The sequence below is a fragment of the Streptomyces sp. NPDC029216 genome, assembly GCF_040648015.1.
Taxonomy (GTDB): domain Bacteria; phylum Actinomycetota; class Actinomycetes; order Streptomycetales; family Streptomycetaceae; genus Streptomyces.
The window spans coordinates 1-19,925 of record NZ_JBEZWL010000022.1; the positions used below are offsets into that span (position 1 = coordinate 1).

The window sequence follows — 19,925 nt, forward strand, 5'->3', positions numbered from 1 at the left end:
GCGCTCCCTTCGGTCGCGTCGCTTCGCGATGGCCTTCGGCCACCCTTGACAGCCCGACCCGCCCCGGAAAGACAAGGACTGCCGGGAAACCCCCAGAAGAACGGGCCGGTTCTTCCTTGGGCGTGCGGCTCCCTCCGCGAGCAGGCGAGGTGGTCGGGGGCTGCCGGGTCGGGCATCCGGCCCCCTTGGCCTGCCCAGCGGGGCCTTCGTACGCGTCAGATCGCTACGCGCTGCCCTCGTTGCGGCGTGTGCGGCCGGTCTGGGGCGGGTCATAGGCGGGCAGGACGTTGGCGGCGGCAGTGGTGAACTCGCGGCCCGAGGCGGCGCGAATGTAGGCCAGTTCCATCCAGGCCTCCGATTCAGTCGGCGTCAAGCCGATCGTGGGCCCCACGTGTGGGCGTTACCACTCCGTTTGTTGCTCCTTCCAGCCTGTGGCGCTCCCTGGTGACAAAGGCTCAGCACGATCTCGTGTTCGCCGGATACACCAATTACTTCCTGTGGCTGGAGCAGGCCAACTTCGCTGGCGCCCTGCGCCGGAAGGCCTTGAGCGGGTGCCGCGTCCGATTCCTCATCGGAGATCCTGCCAGCCCCGTGACCGCAGCCCGCGAAGCAGAGGAAGGAGTACCACTGACGCTCTCGACTCGCATCGCTGTGACCTTGGACGAGCTGGCGAAGCTGAGCGATGTCGCGGTAATCGAGAGCCGGTTTGAGACGGGTCATGTGAACCTCTCGGTGTTCAGGTTCGATGACGAGATGATCGTGACACCCATCCTGGCCCGCCACGTGGGGCACGATTCCCCCATGCTCCATCTGCGACGCCGCCAGGCGGACGGCATGTTCGACCGGTTCTCCGAACACGTCGAGGAACTCTGGGGCCGTGGCCGTGACATCAGGGAGGGCAATGCCCAGGCGTGATGACGAAGACGACCCCAGCGCACCGCCGGCCAACAGCCTCGTGCCCGCCGCCTCCGCTGTCGTGGTGGACGGCGACGGGCGAGTGTTGCTCCAGCGCCGCACCGACAACGGGATGTGGGCCCTTCCCGGCGGCAGGATCCGGTGAGGGCCGGCAGCGCCTGACGGTCCTGGGCCGGGTGGTGGTCAGTCCGTGAGGCGGACCGGCATCAGGAGGGAGAAGGCCGTCTCGTCGTCGGGGCGGCGGACGGCCAGGGGGGCCGTGGGGGTGCCGAGTTCCAGGAGCAGGCGGTCCGTGGCCCCGGCGGTGAGGGCCTCCAGGAGGTAGGCGCGGTTGACGGCGACCCGGTCCGGGTCGCCGTCACCGTCGCCGTCCTCGCAGAGGACCAGTTCTCCGTCGGCCACCGTGAGCAGGCTGAGGTCGCAGGGGCTGCCGGTGTGCGTCTCCCCCGCCACCACGGGCCCGTTCTCCAGGGCGGTGCGGAAGGCCGGTACGTCGACGAGGGCACGGCGGCCTTCGGGCAGCCGGACCAGGCGCCGGTAGTCGGGGAAGTCGTGGTCCGGGCACGTGCCGGCGGTCTGGCGGTCCCCGGCCTCCAGGGTCACCCGGTCGCCGTCCACGGTGAGGAGCGCGGTGGTGCCGTCGGTGAGCAGCGCCCGCATCGCGTCGGCGAGCGGGGAGGGGACGACGAACCGGGTGCGGGGCCCCTCGTGCCCGGCGGTGCGGAGCTGTGCGAGGGCCATGCGGTGGCGGTCGGTGGCCACCAGGTGCAGGGTCTCCCCGTCGAGGTCGAAGAGGACTCCGCCGAGGGCGGGCAGTTCGGGGTCGGTGCCGGCGGCGAAGCGGACGGAGTCGAAGGCGGCGGCCAGTGCGGGGGCCGGAACGGACACCTGGGCGTGCGGGGTCATGGGGTTCTCCTTGCGGTCGAAGAGCGAGCGGACCGTGGAGAACTCGCTGCGCGCCTCGGCCAGGCCGCGTTCGAGCCGGCGCAGGTGGGCCTCGAACAGCTGCCGTACGAGCCCGCTGTCCCGGCCGGGCCAGCCGGCCAGGACGAGCCGGATGTCGGCCAGCGGCATGCCCGCCCGGCGCAGCCGGGCCAGCAGGCGGGCCTCCTCCACCTGCTCGGGGCCGTACCAGCGGTAGCCGCTGACCGGGTCCACGCGGGCCGGAACGAGCACGCCGGCCCGGTCGTAGAACCGCAGGGCGCTCACGCCCAGGCCGCTGTCGCGGGCCGTCTCGCCGATACTGCGCATCGCGTTCTCCACGCCCGTCACTGTGGTCCCTGCACCAGGTCGAGGGTCAACATCCGCCCGGTCCGGCGGCCTCGCGCAGGGCGTCGAGGACGCGGGAGACGGCGGGGGCCGTGTCGCCGCCGCGGCGGGTGGCGGCGATGACGTGGCGGGTCGGGCGGTCGTGCGGGAGCGGGCGGACCGTGACTCCGGTGGCCCGGCCCACCGCCATGCGGGGGATCAGCGCGACGCCCATGCCCGCTTCGACGAGGGCCAGGATGGCGGTCCAGCCGGCGGCCGAGTGGGCCTGTTCGGGGACGAAGCCGGCCGCCTCGCACGCGGCCTGGGTGATCTCCGACCAGGGGCCGGAACCCCCGTAGATCCACGGTTCCGCGGAGAGGTCCGCCAGGCGCAGGCCGGGGGCCGCGGCCAGCCGGTGGTCCGGCGGGAGGGCCACGTCCAGCGGGTCGGCCAGCAGCGGGATCCGGGTGAAGCGCGGGTCCCGGGCCGTGGGGGCGTGCGCGGCCAGCGAGACGGCGAGGTCCACCGCCCCTGCGGACAGCAGCTCGTAGGACTCCGCCGCCTCGGCCTCCCGTACGCGCACCTCCACGCCGGGGTGGGTCCGTCGGAGGGCGGCCACGGCGGGGACGACGAGGGCGGGCACCGCGGTGGAGAAGGCACCGACCCGGACCTGCCCGGTCTCGCCCGCCCGGTACCCCGCCAGTTCGGCGCCGGCCCGCTCCAGCTGCGCGAAGACGGCCTCGGCGTGGCGCAGGACGAGGTGGGCCGCGTCGGTGAGGCGGACGCCCCGGCCCTGCGCCTCCAGCAGCACCACGCCCAGCTGCCGGGAGAGGTTGGTCAGTTGCTGCGAAACGGCCGAGGGCGTCATGTGCAGCGCCTCGGCCGTGGCGGTCACGGTGCCCCGGTCGGCCAGGGTCCGCAGGATCCGCAGCTTCTTGATGTCCCAGTCGGTCACACGGTGAAACTACCGGCGGACCGCGCTGCCCAGAGCGACCCCGCCCAGGATCAGGGCCATGCACAGGAGCTGGGTGGGGCTGGTGCGTTCGCCGAGGAGCAGGAGGCCCAGGGCGGCGACGCAGACCGGCTGGAGGTAGTAGACGACGCCGGCGCGGGCGGCGCCGATGACGGAGACGGCCTTGTTCCAGGCGAAGAAGGCGACGGCGGAGGAGAAGACGCCGACGTAGAGGAGCGGGCCGACGGTGCCGGCGGTGGCCTCGAAGCCGCCCTGGACGGTGAGGGAGACCGCGTAGGCGGGGGCCAGCATCAGTGCGCCGAGCACGAAGGTGGTGAGCAGGAACGCCAGTCCGCCGATCTCGGCGGGCTTGCGCTTGAGGAGCGCGCTGTAGGTGGCGAAGGAGAGGGCGGCGGCGAACATCCACAGGTCGCCGGCTCCGAAGTCGAGGCTCGGGGAGCCGTCGCCGACCAGCAGCAGGACGCCCAGGGCCGCGAGCAGCATTCCGAAGACGCGGCGGGCGCCGAGCCGTTCGCCGCCGAGGCGGGCGTACAGGGCCATGATGACCGGCGAAGCCGCCATGATCGTGCCCATGTTGGAGGCGGAGGTGGTCAGCCCGGCCTGGTGGACGAGGGTGTTGTAGAGGGTGACGCCGAAGAGGGTGGCGAGGCCGATGTAGCCGATGTGCCTGCGGATCAGTGTCCGCTGCTGCCAGGCCTGGCGGGCGGCGAAGGGGGTGACCGCGAGGGCGGCGATGATCCAGCGCCAGAAGACGGCCTGGACCGGGGGGACGGTCCCGGCCATACCGCGGGTGGCGACGAAGCTGCCCGACCAGACGACCGTGGCCAGCAGGGCGAGGAGGACGCCGAGTCCTACGGCCCCCTTCTTCCCGGTGCCGGCCGTGGGCTGCCGGTCCTGCTGTGACATGGTCCGGGCGCGGTCCGTGACGGCCACTTCTGGTGTCCCCCTCCGGGATTCGTCGGTTGTGGTGCGCTTACCGTCGCATCCCTCGACCTTCCAGGTCCATCGAAAGATTTCGATGGGTTGGTTCAGTAAAAACGAAAGGTCCTCGGGGTCGGATGTCCGACCTCCCGAGGACCGGGGGAGCTGAGGGGGCTGGGCGGCTCAGGCGAGCTTGACCTTGGGGGCCTCGACCGGCGGCAGCTCCGCGGGGGCCTCCGCCGCGGCCGGCTCCGTCTTCGCGGCCCGGCCCGGGAGCTGGCCGAAGACGGTGGCTCCGAAGGCGATCGCCATGCCCAGCACCTGGACGGGGGTCAGCGCCTGGCCGAGTGCGGCCCAGCCGATGACGGCGGCGGTGAGCGGGGAGAGCGGGCCGAGCAGGGTGACCGAGGTGGCCGAGAGCTTGCCGATGCCGCGGAACCAGAGGAAGTAGGCGGCGCCCGTGTTGATCAGCATCATGTAGCCGTAGCCGAGGAAGGCCTTGCCGTCGAGGGCGGGCGGGGCGCCCTCGACCAGGGCGGCGATCGGGATGATGACCAGTCCGCCCGCGGTGAGCTGCCAGCCGGTCACGGCCAGCGGGCCGACACCCTCGGGGCGTCCCCAGCGCTTGGTCATCACGGTGCCGGCGCCCATGGAGGCCGAGGAGACGATGCCGGCGATGACGCCGACGAGGTCGAGCCGGGCCTGGGAGGTCAGTACCACCATGCTCACGCCGAGGGCGGCGACGATCGCGGCGAGGACGTTGCGCAGCTTGGCCCGCTCCCCCAGCAGCAGGGCGGCCAGGCCGACGACGAACAGCGGGCCGGCGGCGCCGAGTACGGCGGCGACACCGCCGGGGAGGCGGTAGGCGGCGAGGAAGAGGAGGGGGAAGAAGGCGCCGATGTTGAGGGTGCCGAGGACCGCCGACTTCCACCACCAGGCGCCCTTGGGGAGCGTCCGGGAGAGCGCGACCAGCAGGAGACCCGCGGGCAGGGCCCGCATCGCGCCGGTGAAGAGCGGCCGGTCCGGCGGCAGCAGCTCACTGGCGACGAAGTAGGTCGAGCCCCAGGAGACGGGGGCGAGTGCGGTCAGGACGATCGTGGTGACACGGTTCACGGTCACTCCTCGGGCAGGTGAGGTAGGGCGGGCGGCGGGCTTTGAGCGCGACCTACCCGGGGATCTCGCCTCCCGAGTAGGTCGCTCGTAAGTAGCTTAGCACTAAGCTACTTGTTGGCAAGCTACTTTCTTGTGGGTGAGTAAACGGAAGCCGATACTTGTGGGTATGACCGCTCTGAAGAAGGACACCGACAAGGACGCCGTCGACGCGATCACCGACCAGTGGCACGCGGTGCGCCCCGACCTGGACACCACGCCGATGGCCGTCTTCGGCAGGATCTACCGGATCTCCAAGGCCATGGGCGACGCGGTGGAGCGGGCGTACAACCGCCACGGGGTGTCCCGCGGGGAGTTCGACGTCATCGCCACCCTGCGGCGATCCGGAAGCCCGTACACGCTCTCCCCCCGCGAGCTGTCGGCCACGCTGATGCTCACGACGGGCGGGATGACCGGGCGCCTGGACAAGCTGGAGAAGGCCGGGCTGCTGACCCGCAGCCCCGATCCGCACGACCGGCGCGGGCTCCAGGTGACCCTCACCGACCGGGGCCTCGCCCTCGTGGACGAGGCCGTCTCCGCCGGCATCGAGGTGAACCGGGCCGGCCTGGCGCACCTCGACCCCGAGGAGGTCGAGGCGCTCGGCGGGCTGCTCCGCAAGCTCCTGGCCGACATGCCCTCCTGAGGCCACCGGCCGGGCGCCCCGCCTGCGGGTACGCCAAGGCGCCGGAGGCCGCTACGGGACCGGCTCACGCCGGCTCCGCGGACCTCCGGCGCCCGGAAGTGCTGGAGTTGTGGGACCGCCCGGGGGCGGGTCAGCCCTGCTTCGGCTGCTTGCGCGACTTGTCGCCGACCATCACGAGACCCGCGATGACCAGGAAGATCACGATCGGCAGGGCCACGTACAGGCCGAGCGTCTCGCCGATGCCCAGTCCCTTGCCCGGGTCGTCGCCGTCGTCGCGCGTGAGCGCGAGGGCGGGAGACGTCATCAGCAGCATCATCAGCGTCGTTCCGGCCGAGACGGCGCCGGCGCGCAGAGCGTTCTTCTTGTCCACGGTGCAAACGTAGCGAACACCTAAAGCGGGCGCGCGCCCGGGGGTGCCGTACGGGTCCGCGCGCCCTCCCGCACCGCGCCCAGCAGGGCGTTCGCCCGGGGCGAGGCCGTCAGGGCCTCCAGGGTCAGCGGCCGGCCCGACGCGTCGGCCACCGGAAGCCGCCAGTTGGGGTACTGGTCCCAGGTGCCCGGCAGGTTCTGCGGCCGCCGGTCCCCCACCGCGTCCGGCAGCCACACCCCGACCAGCCGGGCGGGCGTGCGCAGCAGGAAGGCGTACAGGGCCCGTACGGCGCCCTCCTCGTCCTTGGCCTCCAGCCCCAGCCCGTCCAGCACCCGCAGCCACTGCGCGGTGTCGGCGGCGTCCTCGGCCCGCTCCTCCTCCACGGGGCGGGTCAGCAGGCCCAGCCGGTCGCGGAGTTCGACGTGGGTGCCGGCCAGCTTCGCGGCGGTGGGCGGCAGGTCGTGGGTGGTGGCGGTGGCCAGGCAGTCGGCCCGCCAGGCCCCGGGGGCGAGCGGCTGCCCGTCCCCGGACCAGTCGCGCTCGAACCAGAGCACGGAGGTGCCGAGGATCCCGCGCCGGGCCAGCGCGCGCCGGACCCGGGGCTCGACCGTCCCGAGGTCCTCGCCGACGACCAGGGCGCCCGCCCGGTGGGCCTCCAGGACCAGCACGGCGAGCATGGCCTCGCCGTCGTAGGAGACGTACGTGCCCTCGGCGGGCGGGGCCCCCTCCGGGATCCACCAGAGCCGGAACAGGCCCATGACGTGGTCGACGCGGACCGCGCCCGCGTACCGGAACACCCCGCGCAGCAGCGCCCGGAACGGGGCGTACGCGGCGGCCTCCAGGGCGTCGGGCCGCCAGGGCGGCAGCCCCCAGTCCTGGCCGCGCGCGTTGAAGGCGTCCGGCGGGGCGCCGACGGAGACCCGCCGGGCGTGGAAGGGGCCGGTACGGGCGTCCGAGCCCTCCGGATGCACGCCGACGGCCAGGTCGTGCACGATGCCCACCTCCATCCCGGCCTCCCGGGCGGCCCGCTGGGCGGCGGTCAGCTGGGTGTCCGTCAGCCAGACCAGCCAGGCGTGGAAGTCGGCCCGCTCCTCGGGGTCCTCCCCGACGGCGGCCGCGCACCAGGCGGCGTGCAGGTCGAGCCCCTGCCCCTGGGCGGCGCGGAACGCCCGGTACGCGGCCTCCCGGGCGGGGGTGCGCGGAACGGAGTACAGCAGCTCCAGGGCGGCCCGCTTGAGGGCCCACACGGCGTCCCGGTCGATCAGGGCGCCCTTCTCCAGCACCTCGCGGCGCAGCTCCCCGCCCCGCGCGGCCAGTTCGGCGAGGGCCTCGCGGTCCGGGCAGCCCTCCCACTCGGGCAGGTCCTCGACGCGCAGGTACACCGGGTCGGGGAAGCGGCGGGAGGACGGCCGGTACGGGGAGGGGTCGGTGGGGGTGCCGGGGACGGCCGAGTGCAGCGGGTTGACCTGGATGAACCCGGCGCCGTGGGTGTCGGCGGCCCAACGGGCCAGTTCCGCGAGGTCGCCGAGGTCTCCCATGCCCCAGGAGCGCTCCGAGAGCAGCGAGTACAGCTGGACGAGCAGCCCGTGGGCCCGGTCCGGGGCCGCCGGGGCCCGCTCCGGGGCCACGATCAGGGTGGCCCCGGCGGTGCGGCCGTCGGGCGTCTCGGCGGTCAGCCGGTGCACCCCGTAGGGCAGCCGGAGGTCCCACGCGGCCTCCCCCGCCCCGTCCTCCAGGGTCACCCGCAGCCGGGTCCCGGCCGGCAGCGCGGCCAGGGCCGCGGGCGCGGGCTCGTCCCGCCACTGGACCAGGGTCGGCGGGAGCAGCCGCCCGGCCGCCTCCCGTTCGGCGGAGGCGGCCGTCTGCCGTACGTCCTCGGGGGTGTCGACGGGGACGCCCATCAGGCCGAGCACGGCGCGGACCGTCGCCGGGGGCACCGGGACGGTGACGTCCTCGGCGGGCTGGTAGGAGGTGGCGACGCCGTAGAGGGCCGCGAGCCGGGCGAGGTCGTCCATCTGCATCCTTGGGGCTGAAGGGGCTAGGAAATCGCCTCGCTCGTGAGCGGGGCCTCGTGCACGAGCGGGGTCTCACTGGTCAGCGGGGCGTACGCCGCACCGGGCAGCGGGGTCTCACTGGTCAGCGGCGCGTCCGCGCACCCGGACAACGGGGATCCACCGGCGGGGGGCACGTCCGCCGGGCCCGACTGCACGGGCAGATGGGCGAGCGGGGCACGGCTACGGGCGGCGGGCGGGGCGGTGCGGGGGTTCATGGGGGCTCCCTCGTGCGGTGCTTCGGGCCTGGGGCTGCCGGTCGGATCCGCCCATGCAACACCTGCGTCGAACACCGCAGCCATACCCAGTCCGGGGCACCGCATTCCTGGCCGATCTTGGTCAGATCACCCCACCCGCATTGACACTTCAGCCGCACGGGTGGTGGGCTCGGGGTCATTCGTACGGGCGGGGGACGACTCGGGACGGGGAGGCTCCGTGCAGCTCAGGGGCAGGAAGCGGAGCACGGCCGCGGCGGTCGCCGTCATAGGCTCGCTGCTGGGCGGGGCGGTGGCCTCGGTCCCCGAGGGCATGCTGGCCGCCACGCCCAAGTCCCCGGCCGTGCCGCGCCCCGACGGCGGGTCGGCTCCGGTGGCCTCCGGTGGCTCCGGACCGCTCCTCGACCCCGCCTACGACGTTCCGCGAGCCCCCGCCGAGGGTCCGGCGGTGTGGCCCCGGCCGCAGTCGGCGTCGGCGGATCCGGCGCGCGAGGTGCCGGTGGCGGCGGAGGCGGTGCTGGTGGCGCCGGGCGGCGTGGACCCGTACGCCGTGGACGTCGTGCGCACCGCCCTGCGCGCGGCCGGCGTACGGACCCTGCACGACCGGCCGCCGGGGGCGGTGCTGCCCGAAGGGGCGCTGGTCGTACGGCTCCAGGGGCCGGACGCGGAGGTGGCGCTGCGGGCGCTCGGCGCGGCCCCGGCCGGGGACCTGCCCGAGGGCGGCTACCGGCTCGCGGTGGGCAGGACCGGCGGCCGGGACACGGTCGCGCTGGCCGGGGTGGGCGGGGACGGGCTGTTCCACGCCGCGCAGACGCTGCGTCAGCTGCTGGCGGCCGGGGGCGGCAAGGTGCCCGGGATGCTGGTGCGGGACTGGCCCATCGCGCCGGTGCGCGGGGTCACCGAGGGGTTCTACGGGCAGCCGTGGAGCCATGGGCAGCGGCTCGCGCAGCTGGACTTCCTGGGCCGCACCAAGCAGAACCGGCTGCTGCTGGCGCCCGGTGACGACCCGTACCGGACGACGGCCTGGCGCGAGGAGTACCCGGCGGCGGCCCGCGAGGAGTTCCGGGCGCTGGCCGAGCGGGCCCGCGCCAACCACGTGACGCTGGGCTGGGCGGTGTCCCCGGGGCAGTCCATGTGCCTGGCGTCGGCGGAGAACCGGGCGGCGCTGCTGCGCAAGGTGGACGCCATGTGGGAGCTGGGCTTCCGGGCGTTCCAGCTCCAGTTCCAGGACGTCAGCTACGCCGAGTGGGGCTGCCGGGCCGACCGGGTGCGGTACGGGACGGGGCCCGCGGCGGCCGCGAAGGCGCACGCGGAGGTCGCGGGCGAACTGGCGGTGCACCTGGCCGGGCTGCATCCGGGGGCGGCCCCGCTGTCGCTGCTGCCGACCGAGTACTTCCAGGACGGCGCCACCGCCTACCGGACGGCCCTGGCCGGGGCGCTGGACCCGCGGGTGGAGGTGGCCTGGACGGGCGTGGGCGTGGTGCCGCGCACCATCACCGGCAAGGAGCTGGCCGGGGCGCGGTCCGCGCTGGGGCACCCCCTGGTCACGATGGACAACTACCCGGTCAACGACTGGGACCCGGACCGCATCTTCCTCGGCCCGTACGCGGGGCGCGATCCGGCGGTGGCCGGCGGTTCGGCGGCGGTGCTGGCCAACGCGATGCCGCAGGGCACCCTGTCGCGGATTCCGCTGTTCACGGCCGCCGACTACGCCTGGAACCCGAGCGGGTACCGGCCCGGGGAGTCCTGGGCGGCGGCGGTGCGCGACCTGTCGGGCCCCGACCAGCGGACCCGGGCGGCGCTGGCCGCGCTGGCCGGGAACACGGCCTCCTCGGGGCTGAAGCTGGAGGAGTCGGCGTACCTGAAGCCGCTGATCGAGGAGTTCTGGCGGGCCCGCGCGGCCGGCGACAAGAACGCGGGGGACAAGCTGCGCGCGGCGTTCACCGTGCTGAAGGAGGCCCCGGCGCGGCTGCCGTCCCTCTCCGGGGAGGCGGGCCCGTGGCTGGAGCGGCTCTCCCGGTACGGGGCGGCGGGCGAGCTCGCGGTGGACCTGCTGCGGGCCGAGGCCCGGGGTGACGGGGCGGCCGCCTGGCAGGCCTCGCGGAACCTGGCGGCGGCGCGGAGCGCGCTGGCGGAGCAGGACGGGGTGCGGGTGGACACCTCGGTGCTGAACCCCTTCCTGGAGAAGGCCGCGGCGGAGTCGGACGCCTGGACGGGTGCGTCCCGGCCGGCCGGGACGGTGCGGCAGGATCCGGGGGCGTGGACCGTGTGGCTGGAGGAGCCGCGCCCGCTGGCGACGGTCACGGTGATGACCGACCCGCTGACGGCCGGCTCGCGGGGCGCGGCGGTGGAGGTGCACGTACCGGGCGAGGGCTGGCGGCGCGTCGGCGAGGCGGCGGGGTCCGGGTGGACCCAGGCCGACGCGGGCGGCGTACGGGCGGACGCGGTCCGGCTGTCGTGGGCCGGGGAGGCCCCGGTGGTCCACCAGGTGGTCCCGTGGTTCGCGGACGAGCCGCAGGCGGGGTTCGAACTGGCCGACGGGGGCCGGGTGGACGTGGAGATCGGCGGGGCCGCGCGGACGGTGTCGGCGCAGCTGTCGGCGCTCCGGCCCGGCGAGGTCCGCGGCACGCTCTCGCTGTCCGGGCCCCCTCCGGCGGGCGTCGAGCTGCGCCTCCCGGGCGAGGTCACGCTCCCGCGCGGGACGCGGCTGTCCCTCCCGGTGGAGGTCCGCCTCCCCGCCTCCACGCCGCCCGGCACCTACGCGATCCCCCTCGCCTTCGACGGCCAGGTGCGCACGCTCACGGTCCGGGCGGTCCCCCGCACCGGTGGCCCGGACCTGCTGCGCACGGCCCGGGCCACGTCCTCGGGGGACGAGTCGGCACGGTTCCCGGCGTCGGCGGCGGTGGACGGCTCGGACGCCACCCGATGGTCCTCGAAGCCGGTGGACGGGGCGTGGTGGCAGGCGGAGCTGGCCGCTCCGGCGCGGGTGGGACTGCTGAACCTGCACTGGCAGGAGGCGTACCCGTCGGCGTACCGGGTGGAGACCTCGGCGGACGGCGTCACCTGGCGGCCGGCCGCCTCGGTCTCCTCCCGGGGCGGCACGGACACCGTCCGTCTGGACCCGGCCGCCGCGGACACCCGTTTCCTCCGTGTCACCTGCGACCGGCGCGCGACGCGCTACGGCTGCAGCCTGTGGTCCGCGACGGCCTTCGCGGTGACGCCGTAGCCGGCGGACATCCAGGCCGCCCGCGTCAGGAGGCGGCGGCCGCGGCCGGGGCTCCGATCCGCTCCAGCGCGTCGTCCGCCCCGTACGGCTGCAGATACGGCATCCACCGCGGATCCCGGTGCCCCGTGCCGATGATCCGCCACGCCAGCCCCGACGGCGGGGCCGGCTGGTGCCGTAGCCGCCACCCCAGTTCCAGCAGGTGCCGGTCCGCCTTCACGTGGTTGCAGCGCCGGCACGCGGCGACCACGTTGTCCCAGACGTGCTGGCCCCCGCGGCTGCGCGGGATGACGTGGTCCACGCTGGTCGCGACGGCCCCGCAGTACATGCAGCGGCCGCCGTCGCGGGCGAACAGCGCGCGGCGGGTGAGTGGAACGGGCCCCCGGTAGGGGACCCGCACGAAGCGCTTGAGCCGGACCACGCTGGGAGCGGGGACGGCCTGCGTCGCGCTGTGCAGGAAGGCGCCGGATTCCTCCAGGGAGATGGCTTTGTTCTCCAGGACGAGGACGAGCGCGCGGCGGAGCGGTACGACGCCGAGGGGCTCGTACGACGCGTTGAGGACCAGGACGTGCGGCACGGACTGCCTCCTTGTACGCCGGCGGCGCGTGGCTCGCGCCGGGACGATCTGTTCTCCAGTCTCCCCTTACGGCTGGTCGAAACGCCACCACGCGCCGGTAACGGGCCCGAGGTGTTTTCAACCACACTCCCTTCATCCCCAGGTGAGCGCGGTCTCTCCCTCGAACACGGCAACGAGGTCGGGCCCGCGCCCCGTTAGTGTGGAAGGCCTGCCCGCACACCCCGTTCCGTTTCCGCGGGCAGGACGCTATGCCTGGAGGTTCCCCCGTGCCCTCGCCCGCCACCCTGCTCCCGTTGGCAGCGACGACAGACGACGCCGCCGAGAGCGTGACCAACGCCGCGAGCTTCATCGAGGAGAACTGGGCCACCTGGCTGAGCGTCGGCCTGCGGATCCTGCTGATCGTGGTGATCGCGGCCGCGCTCCGCTCGGTCGTCCGCAAGGCCCTGACCAAGCTGATAAGCAGGATGAACACCAGCGCGGAGGCCGTCGAGGGCACCGCGCTCGGCGGGCTCCTGGTCAATGCCGAACGGCGGCGCCAGCGCTCCGAGGCGATCGGCTCGGTGCTGCGTTCGGTGGCCTCGTTCCTGATCCTCGGCACGGCCGCGCTGATGGTGCTGGCGGCTCTGAAGATCGATCTGGCCCCGCTGCTGGCGAGTGCCGGTGTGGCCGGTGTGGCGATCGGTTTCGGTGCCCGCAACCTGGTGACGGACTTCCTGTCCGGCGTGTTCATGATCATGGAGGACCAGTACGGCGTCGGCGACAAGATCGACGCGGGCGTGGCCTCCGGCGAGGTGATCGAGGTCGGTCTGCGCGTGACCAAGCTGCGCGGCGACAACGGTGAGATCTGGTACGTCCGCAACGGCGAGATCAAGCGCATCGGCAACCTCAGCCAGGGCTGGGCGACCGCGGGCGTGGCCGTGCAGGTCAAGCCGGCCGAGGACCTGGCCCGGATCCGCGCGATCCTGCAGGAGGTGGCCGACACCTTCGCCAAGGAGTCCCCGTGGGACGAGCGCCTGTGGGGCCCGGTGGAGGTGCTGGGCCTGGACGAGGTGCTGCTGGCCTCGATGACCGTGAAGGTGTCGGCGAAGACGATGCCGGGCCAGCAGTTCGCCGTGGAGCGCGAGCTGCGCTGGCGGATCAAGGAGGCCTTCGACGCCGCCGGCATCCGGATCATCGGCGGTCTGCCGGCCGCCGACGAGGCGGAGTCCCCCGCCGACCCGTCGGCCTCGGTGGCCCCGATGTCGGCGCTGGCCAATCCCGCCTCGCCGCAGTCGCTGGCGACGACCCCGATCCCGCCGCCGGTCACGCCCCGGCTGCCCAAGTAGCCCCAGCGGTTCCCCGCTCCCGCCCCGCCGGTCTTCCGGCGGGGCGGCTTCATTGACAGGGCTCAGCCGATGATAGGAAACTTACCTAACAGTTCGCTTCGGTGAGGGAGAGCCCCGCCATGCCCGCCGCCACGCCCGGAACGCCCAGCCTGCTGCGCGCCATGAACGACCGCGCCGCCCTGGAGCTGCTGCTGACGCACGGCCCCCTGTCCCGGACCCGCATCGGACAGCTCACCGGTCTCTCCAAGCCCACCGCCTCCCAGCTGCTGGCCCGCCTGGAGGCCGCCGCGCTGGTCGTGGCCACCGGAACCGACCCCGGACGGCCCGGCCCGAACGCCCAGCTGTACGCGCTCAACGCCCGCGCCGCCCACGTCGGCGGCCTCGACGTGACCCCCGGCCGGGTGCTCGCCGCCGTCGCCGACCTCACCGGCACCGTCGTCGGCCGCTTCGAGCTCCCCTACACCGAGGGCGCCGACGCCGTCGGCCAGGTCACCGGCGCCCTGGCCGGAGCCGTCGCGGACGCCGGACTCCGCCCGGACGACCTGCACCGCCTGGTCATCGCCACCCCCGGCGCCTTCGACCCCCGCTCGGGCCGGCTGCGCTACGCCGGCCACCTCCCCGGCTGGCACTCCCCCACCCTCCTCGACGATCTGGCGGCGGCCCTGCCCGTACCGGTCGAGTACGAGAACGACGTCAACCTCGCCGCCGTCGCCGAGCAGCGCCTCGGCGCGGCCCGCGGCCACGAGGACTTCGTCCTGCTGTGGAACGAGGAGGGCCTGGGCGCCGCCCTGGTGCTCGGCGGCCGCCTGCACCGGGGCTGGACCGGCGGTGCGGGCGAGGTCGGCTTCCTCCCCGTGCCCGGCCACCCCCTGGTCCGGCAGGTCACCCGGGCCAACGCCGGCGGATACCAGGAGCTGGCCGGCGTACAGGTGCTGCCCGCGCTCGCCGCCGACGCCGGGGTCGACACGTCCGGCATCCCCGGCGACGCGCCGGTGGCCGCCGCCGTCGCGCTGCTGCGGCGCGCCGCCGCCGCGCCCGAGGGGGCCCGCCTGGACTTCCTGCGCTCGTACGCCACCGCCCTCGCGACCGGTCTGGCCTCGCTGGTCGCCGTACTGGACCCCGAGCTCGTGGTCCTGGCCGGGGAGGTGACCGCCGCGGGCGGCGAGCCCCTGCGCGCACTGCTGGAGGACGAGCTCGCCGAGCTGGCCCCCAACCGGCCCCGGCTGGTCTCCGGCGGGGTGCGCGAACGGCCCGTGCTGCGCGGCGCCCTGGAGAGCGCGCTGGCCGCCACCCGCGAGGAAGTCTTCGACACCTCCCGCTAGCCCCCTCTTCTTGTTCGCCGCAGAAGGCGTTCGTCGAGGGCGTCACCCTGACCGGAGTGAAAGGCTGAGCCCGATGAAACTCGCAGTGGTGGGCGGCGGTTCCACCTACACCCCCGAACTGGTCGACGGGTTCGCGCGGCTGCGCGACTCCCTGCCCGTCACCGAACTCGTCCTGATCGACCCCGCCGCCGAGCGGCTGGAGCTGGTCGGCGGGCTGGCCCGGCGGATCTTCGCCCGGCAGGGGCATCCCGGCCGGATCACCACCACCTCCGACCTGGACGCGGGCGTGGCCGGCGCCGGTGCGGTGCTGCTCCAGCTGCGGGTCGGCGGGCAGGCGGCCCGGCTCCAGGACGAGACCTGGCCGCTGGAGTGCGGCTGCGTCGGCCAGGAGACCACCGGCGCGGGCGGGCTGGCGAAGGCCCTGCGCACCGTCCCGGTGGTACTGGACATCGCCGAACGGGTGCGGCGGGCCGCCCCCGAGGCCTGGATCATCGACTTCACCAACCCCGTCGGGATCGTCACCCGGGCCCTGCTGCAGGCCGGGCACAAGGCCGTCGGGCTGTGCAACGTCGCCATCGGCCTGCAGCGGAAGTTCGCCGCGCTGCTGGGCAGGGCGCCCGCCGAGGTGCACCTCGACCACGTCGGCCTCAACCACCTGACCTGGGAGTTCGGCGTACGGCTCGGCGGCCCCGGCGGCGAGGACGTACTGCCGCGGCTGCTGGCGGAGCACGGGGAGGCCATCGCCGCGGACCTGCGCCTGCCGCGTACGGTGCTGGACCGGCTCGGCGTGGTGCCCTCGTACTACCTGCGCTACTTCTACTCCCACGACGAGGTGGTCCGGGAGCTGGGCGAGAAGCCCGCGCGGGCCGCCGAGGTCGCCGCGATGGAACGGGAACTCCTCGCCCTGTACGGGGACCCCGCGCTCGACGAGAAGCCCGCGCTGCTGGCCCGGCGCGGCGGGGCCTTCTACTCGGAGGCCGCCGTGGACCTCGCGGCGGCGCTGCTGGGCGGCGGCGGGCCGTCCGTCCAGGTGGTCAACACCCGCAACGGCGGGACCCTGCCCTTCCTCCCGGACGACGCGGTCGTGGAGGTCCAGGCGACCGTCGACGGCTCCGGACCGGTACCGCTGGCCGTGCCCCGCCCGGACCCCCTGTACGCGGGACTCGTCGCGCACGTGACGGCCTACGAGGACCTCGCGCTGGACGCGGCGCTGCGCGGCGGCCGCGCACGGGTCGCCAGGGCGCTCCTCGCGCACCCGCTGGTCGGGCAGTTCGACCTGGCCGAGGCGCTGACGGACCGGCTGCTGGCGCACAACAAGGAGCACCTGCCATGGGCGTGAACCGCCCCCGCCCCGCCGCGGTGCTCGCACTGGACGCGGGGAACAGCAAGACGGACGCGGCCCTGGTCGGCGCCGACGGAACGGTCCTGGGCACCGGCCGCTCCGGTGGCTTCCAGCCGGCCCGGACGGGGACCGGGGCCGCGGTGGACGTGCTCGGGGAGGCCGTCGCGGAGGCCGCCTCGGCCGCCGGCCTGGACGCGCCGCCCTTCGCGTCGGTGGTCTCGGCCTGTCTGGCCAACGCCGACCTGCCGGTGGAGGAGCGGCGGCTGGCGGAGGCGGTCGGCGCGCGGGGCTGGGGCGCGGCCACCGAGGTGCGCAACGACACCTTCGCGGTCCTGCGGGCGGGGGCGGACCGGCCGCGCGGGGTGGCCGTGGTGTGCGGGGCGGGCGTCAACTGCGTGGGGATGCTGCCCGACGGGCGCACCGCCCGCTTCCCCGCGCTCGGCCGGATCTCCGGTGACTGGGGCGGCGGGGCCGGCCTGGCGGAGGAGGCCGTGTGGTGGGCGGCGCGGGCCGAGGACGGGCGCGGCGGGCCCACCGCGCTGGCGAAGGCCCTGCCGGGGCACTTCGGGCTGGCGCGGATGGCGGGGCTGATCGAGGCGGTGCACCTGGGCGGGATTCCGCGGGGGCGGCTGCACGAGCTGGTGCCGGTGCTGTTCGAGGTGGCCGCGGCGGGGGACGCGGTGGCCTCGGCGATCGTGGAGCGGCAGGCCGAGGAGGTGGTGGCGCTGGTGTCGGTGGCGCTGGCGCGGCTCGGGCTGCTGGGGGAGGAGGTCCCGGTGCTGCTGGGCGGCGGGGTGCTCGCGGCCCGGCATCCGCAGCTCAACGGCCGCGTCGAGGAGCTGCTGGCCGTCCGGGCGCCGCGCGCCCGGGTGTCGGTGGTGACGGCGCCGCCGGTGCTGGGCGCGGCCCTGCTGGGGCTGGACGCGGTGGGCGCGCCTGCCGGGGCGTACGAGAGGCTCCGTGCCACGTTCGGGTGAAACGGCGTGGTGGGGGCGTGCGCGCGGAACCGTGGGGGCGGTCCCGGCGTATTCACGGTGAAGGGGTGGCGGGGGGAGCGGGCGGGGAGGCCGGGGGGGAGGGTGGTCGGCGCGGTCCGGGGAGGGGATCGTCCAAGATCGAGCACCGGGTGCTGTGGTCCGGCGCCACTACGGCCATACTGCTGCGGAGCAGAGGGACCGAGGGGGAGGTCAGGGTGGCCATCACGACACGCCCGTCCGCGCCCGGGGGCGGTGCCCCCGGGGCACCCGCCGGGCCGGCCGGGCGGGGTACGGCCTGGGCCGAGGGTGTGGAGCGGCTGCGCGCGGCGGCGACGACCGAGCCGGGCCGGCTGCGGATCATCGGCGCGGTACTGGCGGCGCTGGTGCTGCTGTTCGGCGCGGTGGCGGTGTGGGAGGTCTCGGTCCGGGTCACCGCCGCGCAGGACGTGGTGGGCCGCAGCCAGCCGCTGAGCGCGGACGCGGCGAGCATCTACCGTTCCCTGGCGGACGCCGACACGGCTTCCTCCAGCGGGTTCCTCGCGGGCGCCCAGGAGCCCCGCGAGGTCCGCCAGCGCTACGAGAAGGACATAGCCAACGCCTCCCGGCTGCTGGTGAGCGCCGCCGCCAACACCGGGGCGGGCGGGGAGTCGCGCAAGGAGATCGCACTGCTCGGCGAGCAGCTGCCCCGCTACACCGGCCTGATCGAGCAGGCCCGTGCCACCAACCGGCAGGGCCTGCCGCTCGGCGGCGCCTACCTGCGTTTCGCCAACGAGCAGATGAGCACGGTGCTGCTGCCCGCCGCCCAGCGGCTGTACGAGGCGGAGACGGGCCGGCTGTACACGGACTACGACGAGGCCCGGGGCTGGCCGCTGGCCGCGACCGGCGCGGGACTGCTGGCGCTCGCCGGCCTGGTGTGGGCGCAGCGACGCAACTACCTGCTCACCAACCGGGTGTTCAACCACGGTCTGCTGGCGGCGACGGCGGCGGCGGCCGTGGTGCTGCTGTGGCTGACGGTGGGGCAGACGGTGGCCCGGTCGGGGCTGGGCGAGGCCCGGGCGGACGGGCAGGAGTCGCTGAAGGTGCTCAACGACGCGCGGATCGCCTCGCTCCAGGCGCGGGCGAACGAGAACCTGACGCTGATCGCCCGGGGCGCCGTACTGGCCGAGGACAAGAAGTCCGACAAGTACGACGTGGACTACGCGAAGAACATGAAGCAGCTCGACGCGGGGCTGGCGCGGGCGCTGGAGCTGGCCGACGACGCGAGCGGCCGGGATCCGGTGTCGAAGGCCGTCGCGGGTGTGGCGCAGTGGAAGCAGCGGCACGCGGCGGCCCGGGACGCGGACGTGAAGGGCGACTACGAGCTCGCCCTGCCCCAGGTGATCGGGGGCAGGGGGCACGAGAACAGCAGCGGGGCCTCGTTCGACACAGTCGACGCCTCCCTGGAGCAGGCCGTGGCCCATGAGCAGAAGCAGTTCACCCTGGCCGCCCGGGACGGGCTCGGCGCGCTCGGCGGGCTGGTGACGGGCTCGGCGGCGCTGGCGGCGGTCGGCGCGGGCGCGGCCCTCCTCGGTATCGGTCGCAGGCTTTCGGAGTACAGGTGAGTGCGATGCGGATACGGCGGACACGGGCGGAGCGGCCCGGCCGGCTGCGGCGGGCGGCGGGGCGGCTGCGCGGCTGGGGCGGGGTGAGCGCGATGGCCGCCGCCTGTGCGGTGACGGCCGCGGCCGTGCTGCTGCCGCTGGGCCACTCCTCGCCGGGCACCGGGCACCCCGGCGGCGTGGTGCACGAGCCCGCCTCGGTGGCGGCGGCCCCGTTCACCCTCACCGACACCTGTCAGGACCCGGAGGCCAGCCTGCGGCCGTCCGCCCTGGACGGGCCGACGATCGAGCGGATCCGCAAGGCGGGCAAGCTGGTCGCGGGCGTGGACCAGAACAGCTTCAAGTGGGGCTACCGCAATCCGGACGGACACCTCGACGGCTTCGACATCGACCTGGTCAAGGCCATAGCCAAGGACATCCTGGGCAACGAGGACGCGGTCATCTACCGGGCCATCCCCACCAGCCAGCGCGTCCCCGCGCTCCAGGAGGGCCGTGTCGACATCGTCGTGCGGACCATGACGATCAACTGCAAGCGGCTGGAGGACGTGGCGTTCTCCACCGCCTACTTCGAGGCCGGCCAGCAGGTCCTGGCGCCCAAGGGCTCCCCGATCACCGGGTACGACGCCTCGCTGAAGGGCCGCCGCGTCTGCACGGCCGCCGGGTCCACCGGGGAGACGGCCCTCAGGTCCCAGGGGTACGGGTCGGTGGCGGTCTCGGTGCCGAACCAGCTGGACTGCCTGGTGCGCCTCCAGCTGGGCGAGGTCGACGGGATCATCACCGACAACGCGCTGGCCGCCGGGCAGGCGGCGCAGGACCCGTCGGTGCAGCTGGTCGGTGCGCCGTTCACCCGTGAGTTCTACGGTGTGGCGATGAACAAGGACGCCTCGGACCTGGTGCGCCGGGTCAACAAGGTGCTGGAGAACTACCGCGCGGGCGGTGACCAGAGCCCGTGGGCGACGTCCTACCGCAAGCACTTCGAGGACGTGCTGCCGAAGGCCGCCGTGCCGCCCGCGCCCAAGTACCGGGAGGGCTGAGGCCGGTGGCGGGATCGGAGCCGTACGTGAGCAGTGCGGGGC

The 19,925-nt window shown here is 74.7% G+C and carries 18 protein-coding genes and 1 pseudogene; 10 read left to right on the forward strand and 9 right to left on the reverse strand.

The annotated features are described in order from the left end of the window. Positions 1–223: 223 nt before the first annotated feature. Positions 224–373, reverse strand: coding sequence for a hypothetical protein (locus AB0F18_RS11540; protein WP_362057808.1), 150 nt, complete (start codon positions 371–373; stop codon positions 224–226). Between the two features lie 71 nt (positions 374–444). Here AB0F18_RS11540 and AB0F18_RS11545 point away from each other — a divergent pair, with 71 nt between their 5' ends. Next, positions 445–915: a DUF5919 domain-containing protein gene (locus AB0F18_RS11545; RefSeq protein ID WP_362057811.1), complete on the forward strand. Its 471-nt coding sequence runs from the start codon at positions 445–447 to the stop codon at positions 913–915. After that, positions 902–1,057, forward strand: a pseudogene (locus AB0F18_RS11550) (NUDIX domain-containing protein); the annotation flags it as partial. The gene AB0F18_RS11545 and the pseudogene AB0F18_RS11550, both read left to right, overlap by 14 nt. A gap of 41 nt (positions 1,058–1,098) precedes the next feature. Here the strand turns inward: AB0F18_RS11550 and AB0F18_RS11555 are convergent. From AB0F18_RS11555 to AB0F18_RS11570, 4 genes are all read right to left on the reverse strand, one after another. Next, positions 1,099–2,166: a MerR family transcriptional regulator gene (locus AB0F18_RS11555; protein ID WP_362057814.1), complete on the reverse strand. Its 1,068-nt coding sequence runs from the start codon at positions 2,164–2,166 to the stop codon at positions 1,099–1,101. Between the two features lie 46 nt (positions 2,167–2,212). Continuing rightward, the gene (locus tag AB0F18_RS11560) at positions 2,213–3,118 is read right to left on the reverse strand and encodes a LysR substrate-binding domain-containing protein (RefSeq protein WP_362057817.1); all 906 of its coding nucleotides are present in this window, start codon (positions 3,116–3,118) and stop codon (positions 2,213–2,215) included. A gap of 9 nt (positions 3,119–3,127) precedes the next feature. Continuing rightward, positions 3,128–4,042 (reverse strand): DMT family transporter, encoded by a 915-nt coding sequence (locus tag AB0F18_RS11565; RefSeq protein ID WP_362057967.1) that lies wholly within the window; start codon positions 4,040–4,042, stop codon positions 3,128–3,130. Between the two features lie 198 nt (positions 4,043–4,240). After that, positions 4,241–5,170 (reverse strand): EamA family transporter, encoded by a 930-nt coding sequence (locus AB0F18_RS11570; protein ID WP_362057820.1) that lies wholly within the window; start codon positions 5,168–5,170, stop codon positions 4,241–4,243. Positions 5,171–5,336: 166 nt separating this feature from the next. Between AB0F18_RS11570 and AB0F18_RS11575 the strand changes: the two genes are divergently transcribed. Continuing rightward, positions 5,337–5,849 (forward strand): MarR family transcriptional regulator, encoded by a 513-nt coding sequence (locus AB0F18_RS11575; protein WP_362057823.1) that lies wholly within the window; start codon positions 5,337–5,339, stop codon positions 5,847–5,849. 130 nt (positions 5,850–5,979) lie between these two features. Here AB0F18_RS11575 and AB0F18_RS11580 read toward each other — a convergent pair whose 3' ends face one another. From AB0F18_RS11580 to AB0F18_RS11590, 3 genes are read right to left on the reverse strand one after another with little or no spacing between them, the layout of a single operon-like run. After that, positions 5,980–6,219 (reverse strand): hypothetical protein, encoded by a 240-nt coding sequence (locus tag AB0F18_RS11580; protein ID WP_362057826.1) that lies wholly within the window; start codon positions 6,217–6,219, stop codon positions 5,980–5,982. Between the two features lie 20 nt (positions 6,220–6,239). Continuing rightward, the gene (locus tag AB0F18_RS11585) at positions 6,240–8,240 is read right to left on the reverse strand and encodes a 4-alpha-glucanotransferase (protein ID WP_362057829.1); all 2,001 of its coding nucleotides are present in this window, start codon (positions 8,238–8,240) and stop codon (positions 6,240–6,242) included. Between the two features lie 17 nt (positions 8,241–8,257). After that, positions 8,258–8,488 carry a hypothetical protein gene (locus AB0F18_RS11590; RefSeq protein ID WP_362057991.1) on the reverse strand — a complete coding sequence of 77 codons (231 nt, stop codon included), beginning with the start codon at positions 8,486–8,488 and terminating at the stop codon, positions 8,258–8,260. 217 nt (positions 8,489–8,705) lie between these two features. Here AB0F18_RS11590 and AB0F18_RS11595 point away from each other — a divergent pair, with 217 nt between their 5' ends. After that, entirely contained in the window at positions 8,706–11,711 is a 3,006-nt protein-coding gene (locus AB0F18_RS11595) for a beta-N-acetylglucosaminidase domain-containing protein (protein WP_362057832.1), read from the forward strand. A gap of 25 nt (positions 11,712–11,736) precedes the next feature. Here AB0F18_RS11595 and AB0F18_RS11600 read toward each other — a convergent pair whose 3' ends face one another. Beyond that, on the reverse strand, positions 11,737–12,285 hold the full coding sequence (locus AB0F18_RS11600; RefSeq protein ID WP_362057835.1) for an HNH endonuclease: 549 nt from the start codon (positions 12,283–12,285) through the stop codon (positions 11,737–11,739). 248 nt (positions 12,286–12,533) lie between these two features. Here AB0F18_RS11600 and AB0F18_RS11605 point away from each other — a divergent pair, with 248 nt between their 5' ends. The 6 genes from AB0F18_RS11605 to AB0F18_RS11630 all read left to right on the forward strand — a co-directional run bounded on the left by AB0F18_RS11605 (position 12,534) and on the right by AB0F18_RS11630 (position 19,883). Then, the gene (locus tag AB0F18_RS11605; protein WP_362057838.1) at positions 12,534–13,610 is read left to right on the forward strand and encodes a mechanosensitive ion channel family protein; all 1,077 of its coding nucleotides are present in this window, start codon (positions 12,534–12,536) and stop codon (positions 13,608–13,610) included. A gap of 119 nt (positions 13,611–13,729) precedes the next feature. Continuing rightward, positions 13,730–14,932, forward strand: coding sequence for an ROK family protein (locus AB0F18_RS11610; RefSeq protein ID WP_362057841.1), 1,203 nt, complete (start codon positions 13,730–13,732; stop codon positions 14,930–14,932). Positions 14,933–15,005: 73 nt separating this feature from the next. Further along, complete coding sequence (locus AB0F18_RS11615; RefSeq protein WP_362057844.1) at positions 15,006–16,271, forward strand: 6-phospho-beta-glucosidase; 1,266 nt, start codon at positions 15,006–15,008, stop codon at positions 16,269–16,271. Beyond that, positions 16,262–17,251: a BadF/BadG/BcrA/BcrD ATPase family protein gene (locus AB0F18_RS11620; RefSeq protein ID WP_362057847.1), complete on the forward strand. Its 990-nt coding sequence runs from the start codon at positions 16,262–16,264 to the stop codon at positions 17,249–17,251. Before AB0F18_RS11615 ends, AB0F18_RS11620 begins: the two co-directional genes overlap by 10 nt. A gap of 215 nt (positions 17,252–17,466) precedes the next feature. Further along, on the forward strand, positions 17,467–18,852 hold the full coding sequence (locus AB0F18_RS11625) for a hypothetical protein (RefSeq protein WP_362057850.1): 1,386 nt from the start codon (positions 17,467–17,469) through the stop codon (positions 18,850–18,852). A gap of 5 nt (positions 18,853–18,857) precedes the next feature. Then, positions 18,858–19,883, forward strand: a complete 1,026-nt coding sequence (locus AB0F18_RS11630) for a glutamate ABC transporter substrate-binding protein (protein ID WP_362057853.1) — start codon at positions 18,858–18,860, stop codon at positions 19,881–19,883. Positions 19,884–19,925 lie beyond the last annotated feature (42 nt).

What these genes read in the sequence shown, in the direction of transcription:
- AB0F18_RS11555 (WP_362057814.1), bottom strand. Translation starts at nt 2,166, where the DNA reads ATGCGCAGTATCGGCGAGACGGCCCGCGACAGCGGCCTGGGCGTGAGC.
- AB0F18_RS11565 (WP_362057967.1), bottom strand. Translation starts at nt 4,042, where the DNA reads ATGTCACAGCAGGACCGGCAGCCCACGGCCGGCACCGGGAAGAAGGGG.
- AB0F18_RS11575 (WP_362057823.1), top strand. Translation starts at nt 5,337, where the DNA reads ATGACCGCTCTGAAGAAGGACACCGACAAGGACGCCGTCGACGCGATC.
- AB0F18_RS11585 (WP_362057829.1), bottom strand. Translation starts at nt 8,240, where the DNA reads ATGCAGATGGACGACCTCGCCCGGCTCGCGGCCCTCTACGGCGTCGCC.
- AB0F18_RS11590 (WP_362057991.1), bottom strand. Translation starts at nt 8,488, where the DNA reads ATGAACCCCCGCACCGCCCCGCCCGCCGCCCGTAGCCGTGCCCCGCTC.
- AB0F18_RS11605 (WP_362057838.1), top strand. Translation starts at nt 12,534, where the DNA reads ATGCCTGGAGGTTCCCCCGTGCCCTCGCCCGCCACCCTGCTCCCGTTG.
- AB0F18_RS11610 (WP_362057841.1), top strand. Translation starts at nt 13,730, where the DNA reads ATGCCCGCCGCCACGCCCGGAACGCCCAGCCTGCTGCGCGCCATGAAC.
- AB0F18_RS11615 (WP_362057844.1), top strand. Translation starts at nt 15,006, where the DNA reads ATGAAACTCGCAGTGGTGGGCGGCGGTTCCACCTACACCCCCGAACTG.
- AB0F18_RS11620 (WP_362057847.1), top strand. Translation starts at nt 16,262, where the DNA reads ATGGGCGTGAACCGCCCCCGCCCCGCCGCGGTGCTCGCACTGGACGCG.
- AB0F18_RS11630 (WP_362057853.1), top strand. Translation starts at nt 18,858, where the DNA reads ATGCGGATACGGCGGACACGGGCGGAGCGGCCCGGCCGGCTGCGGCGG.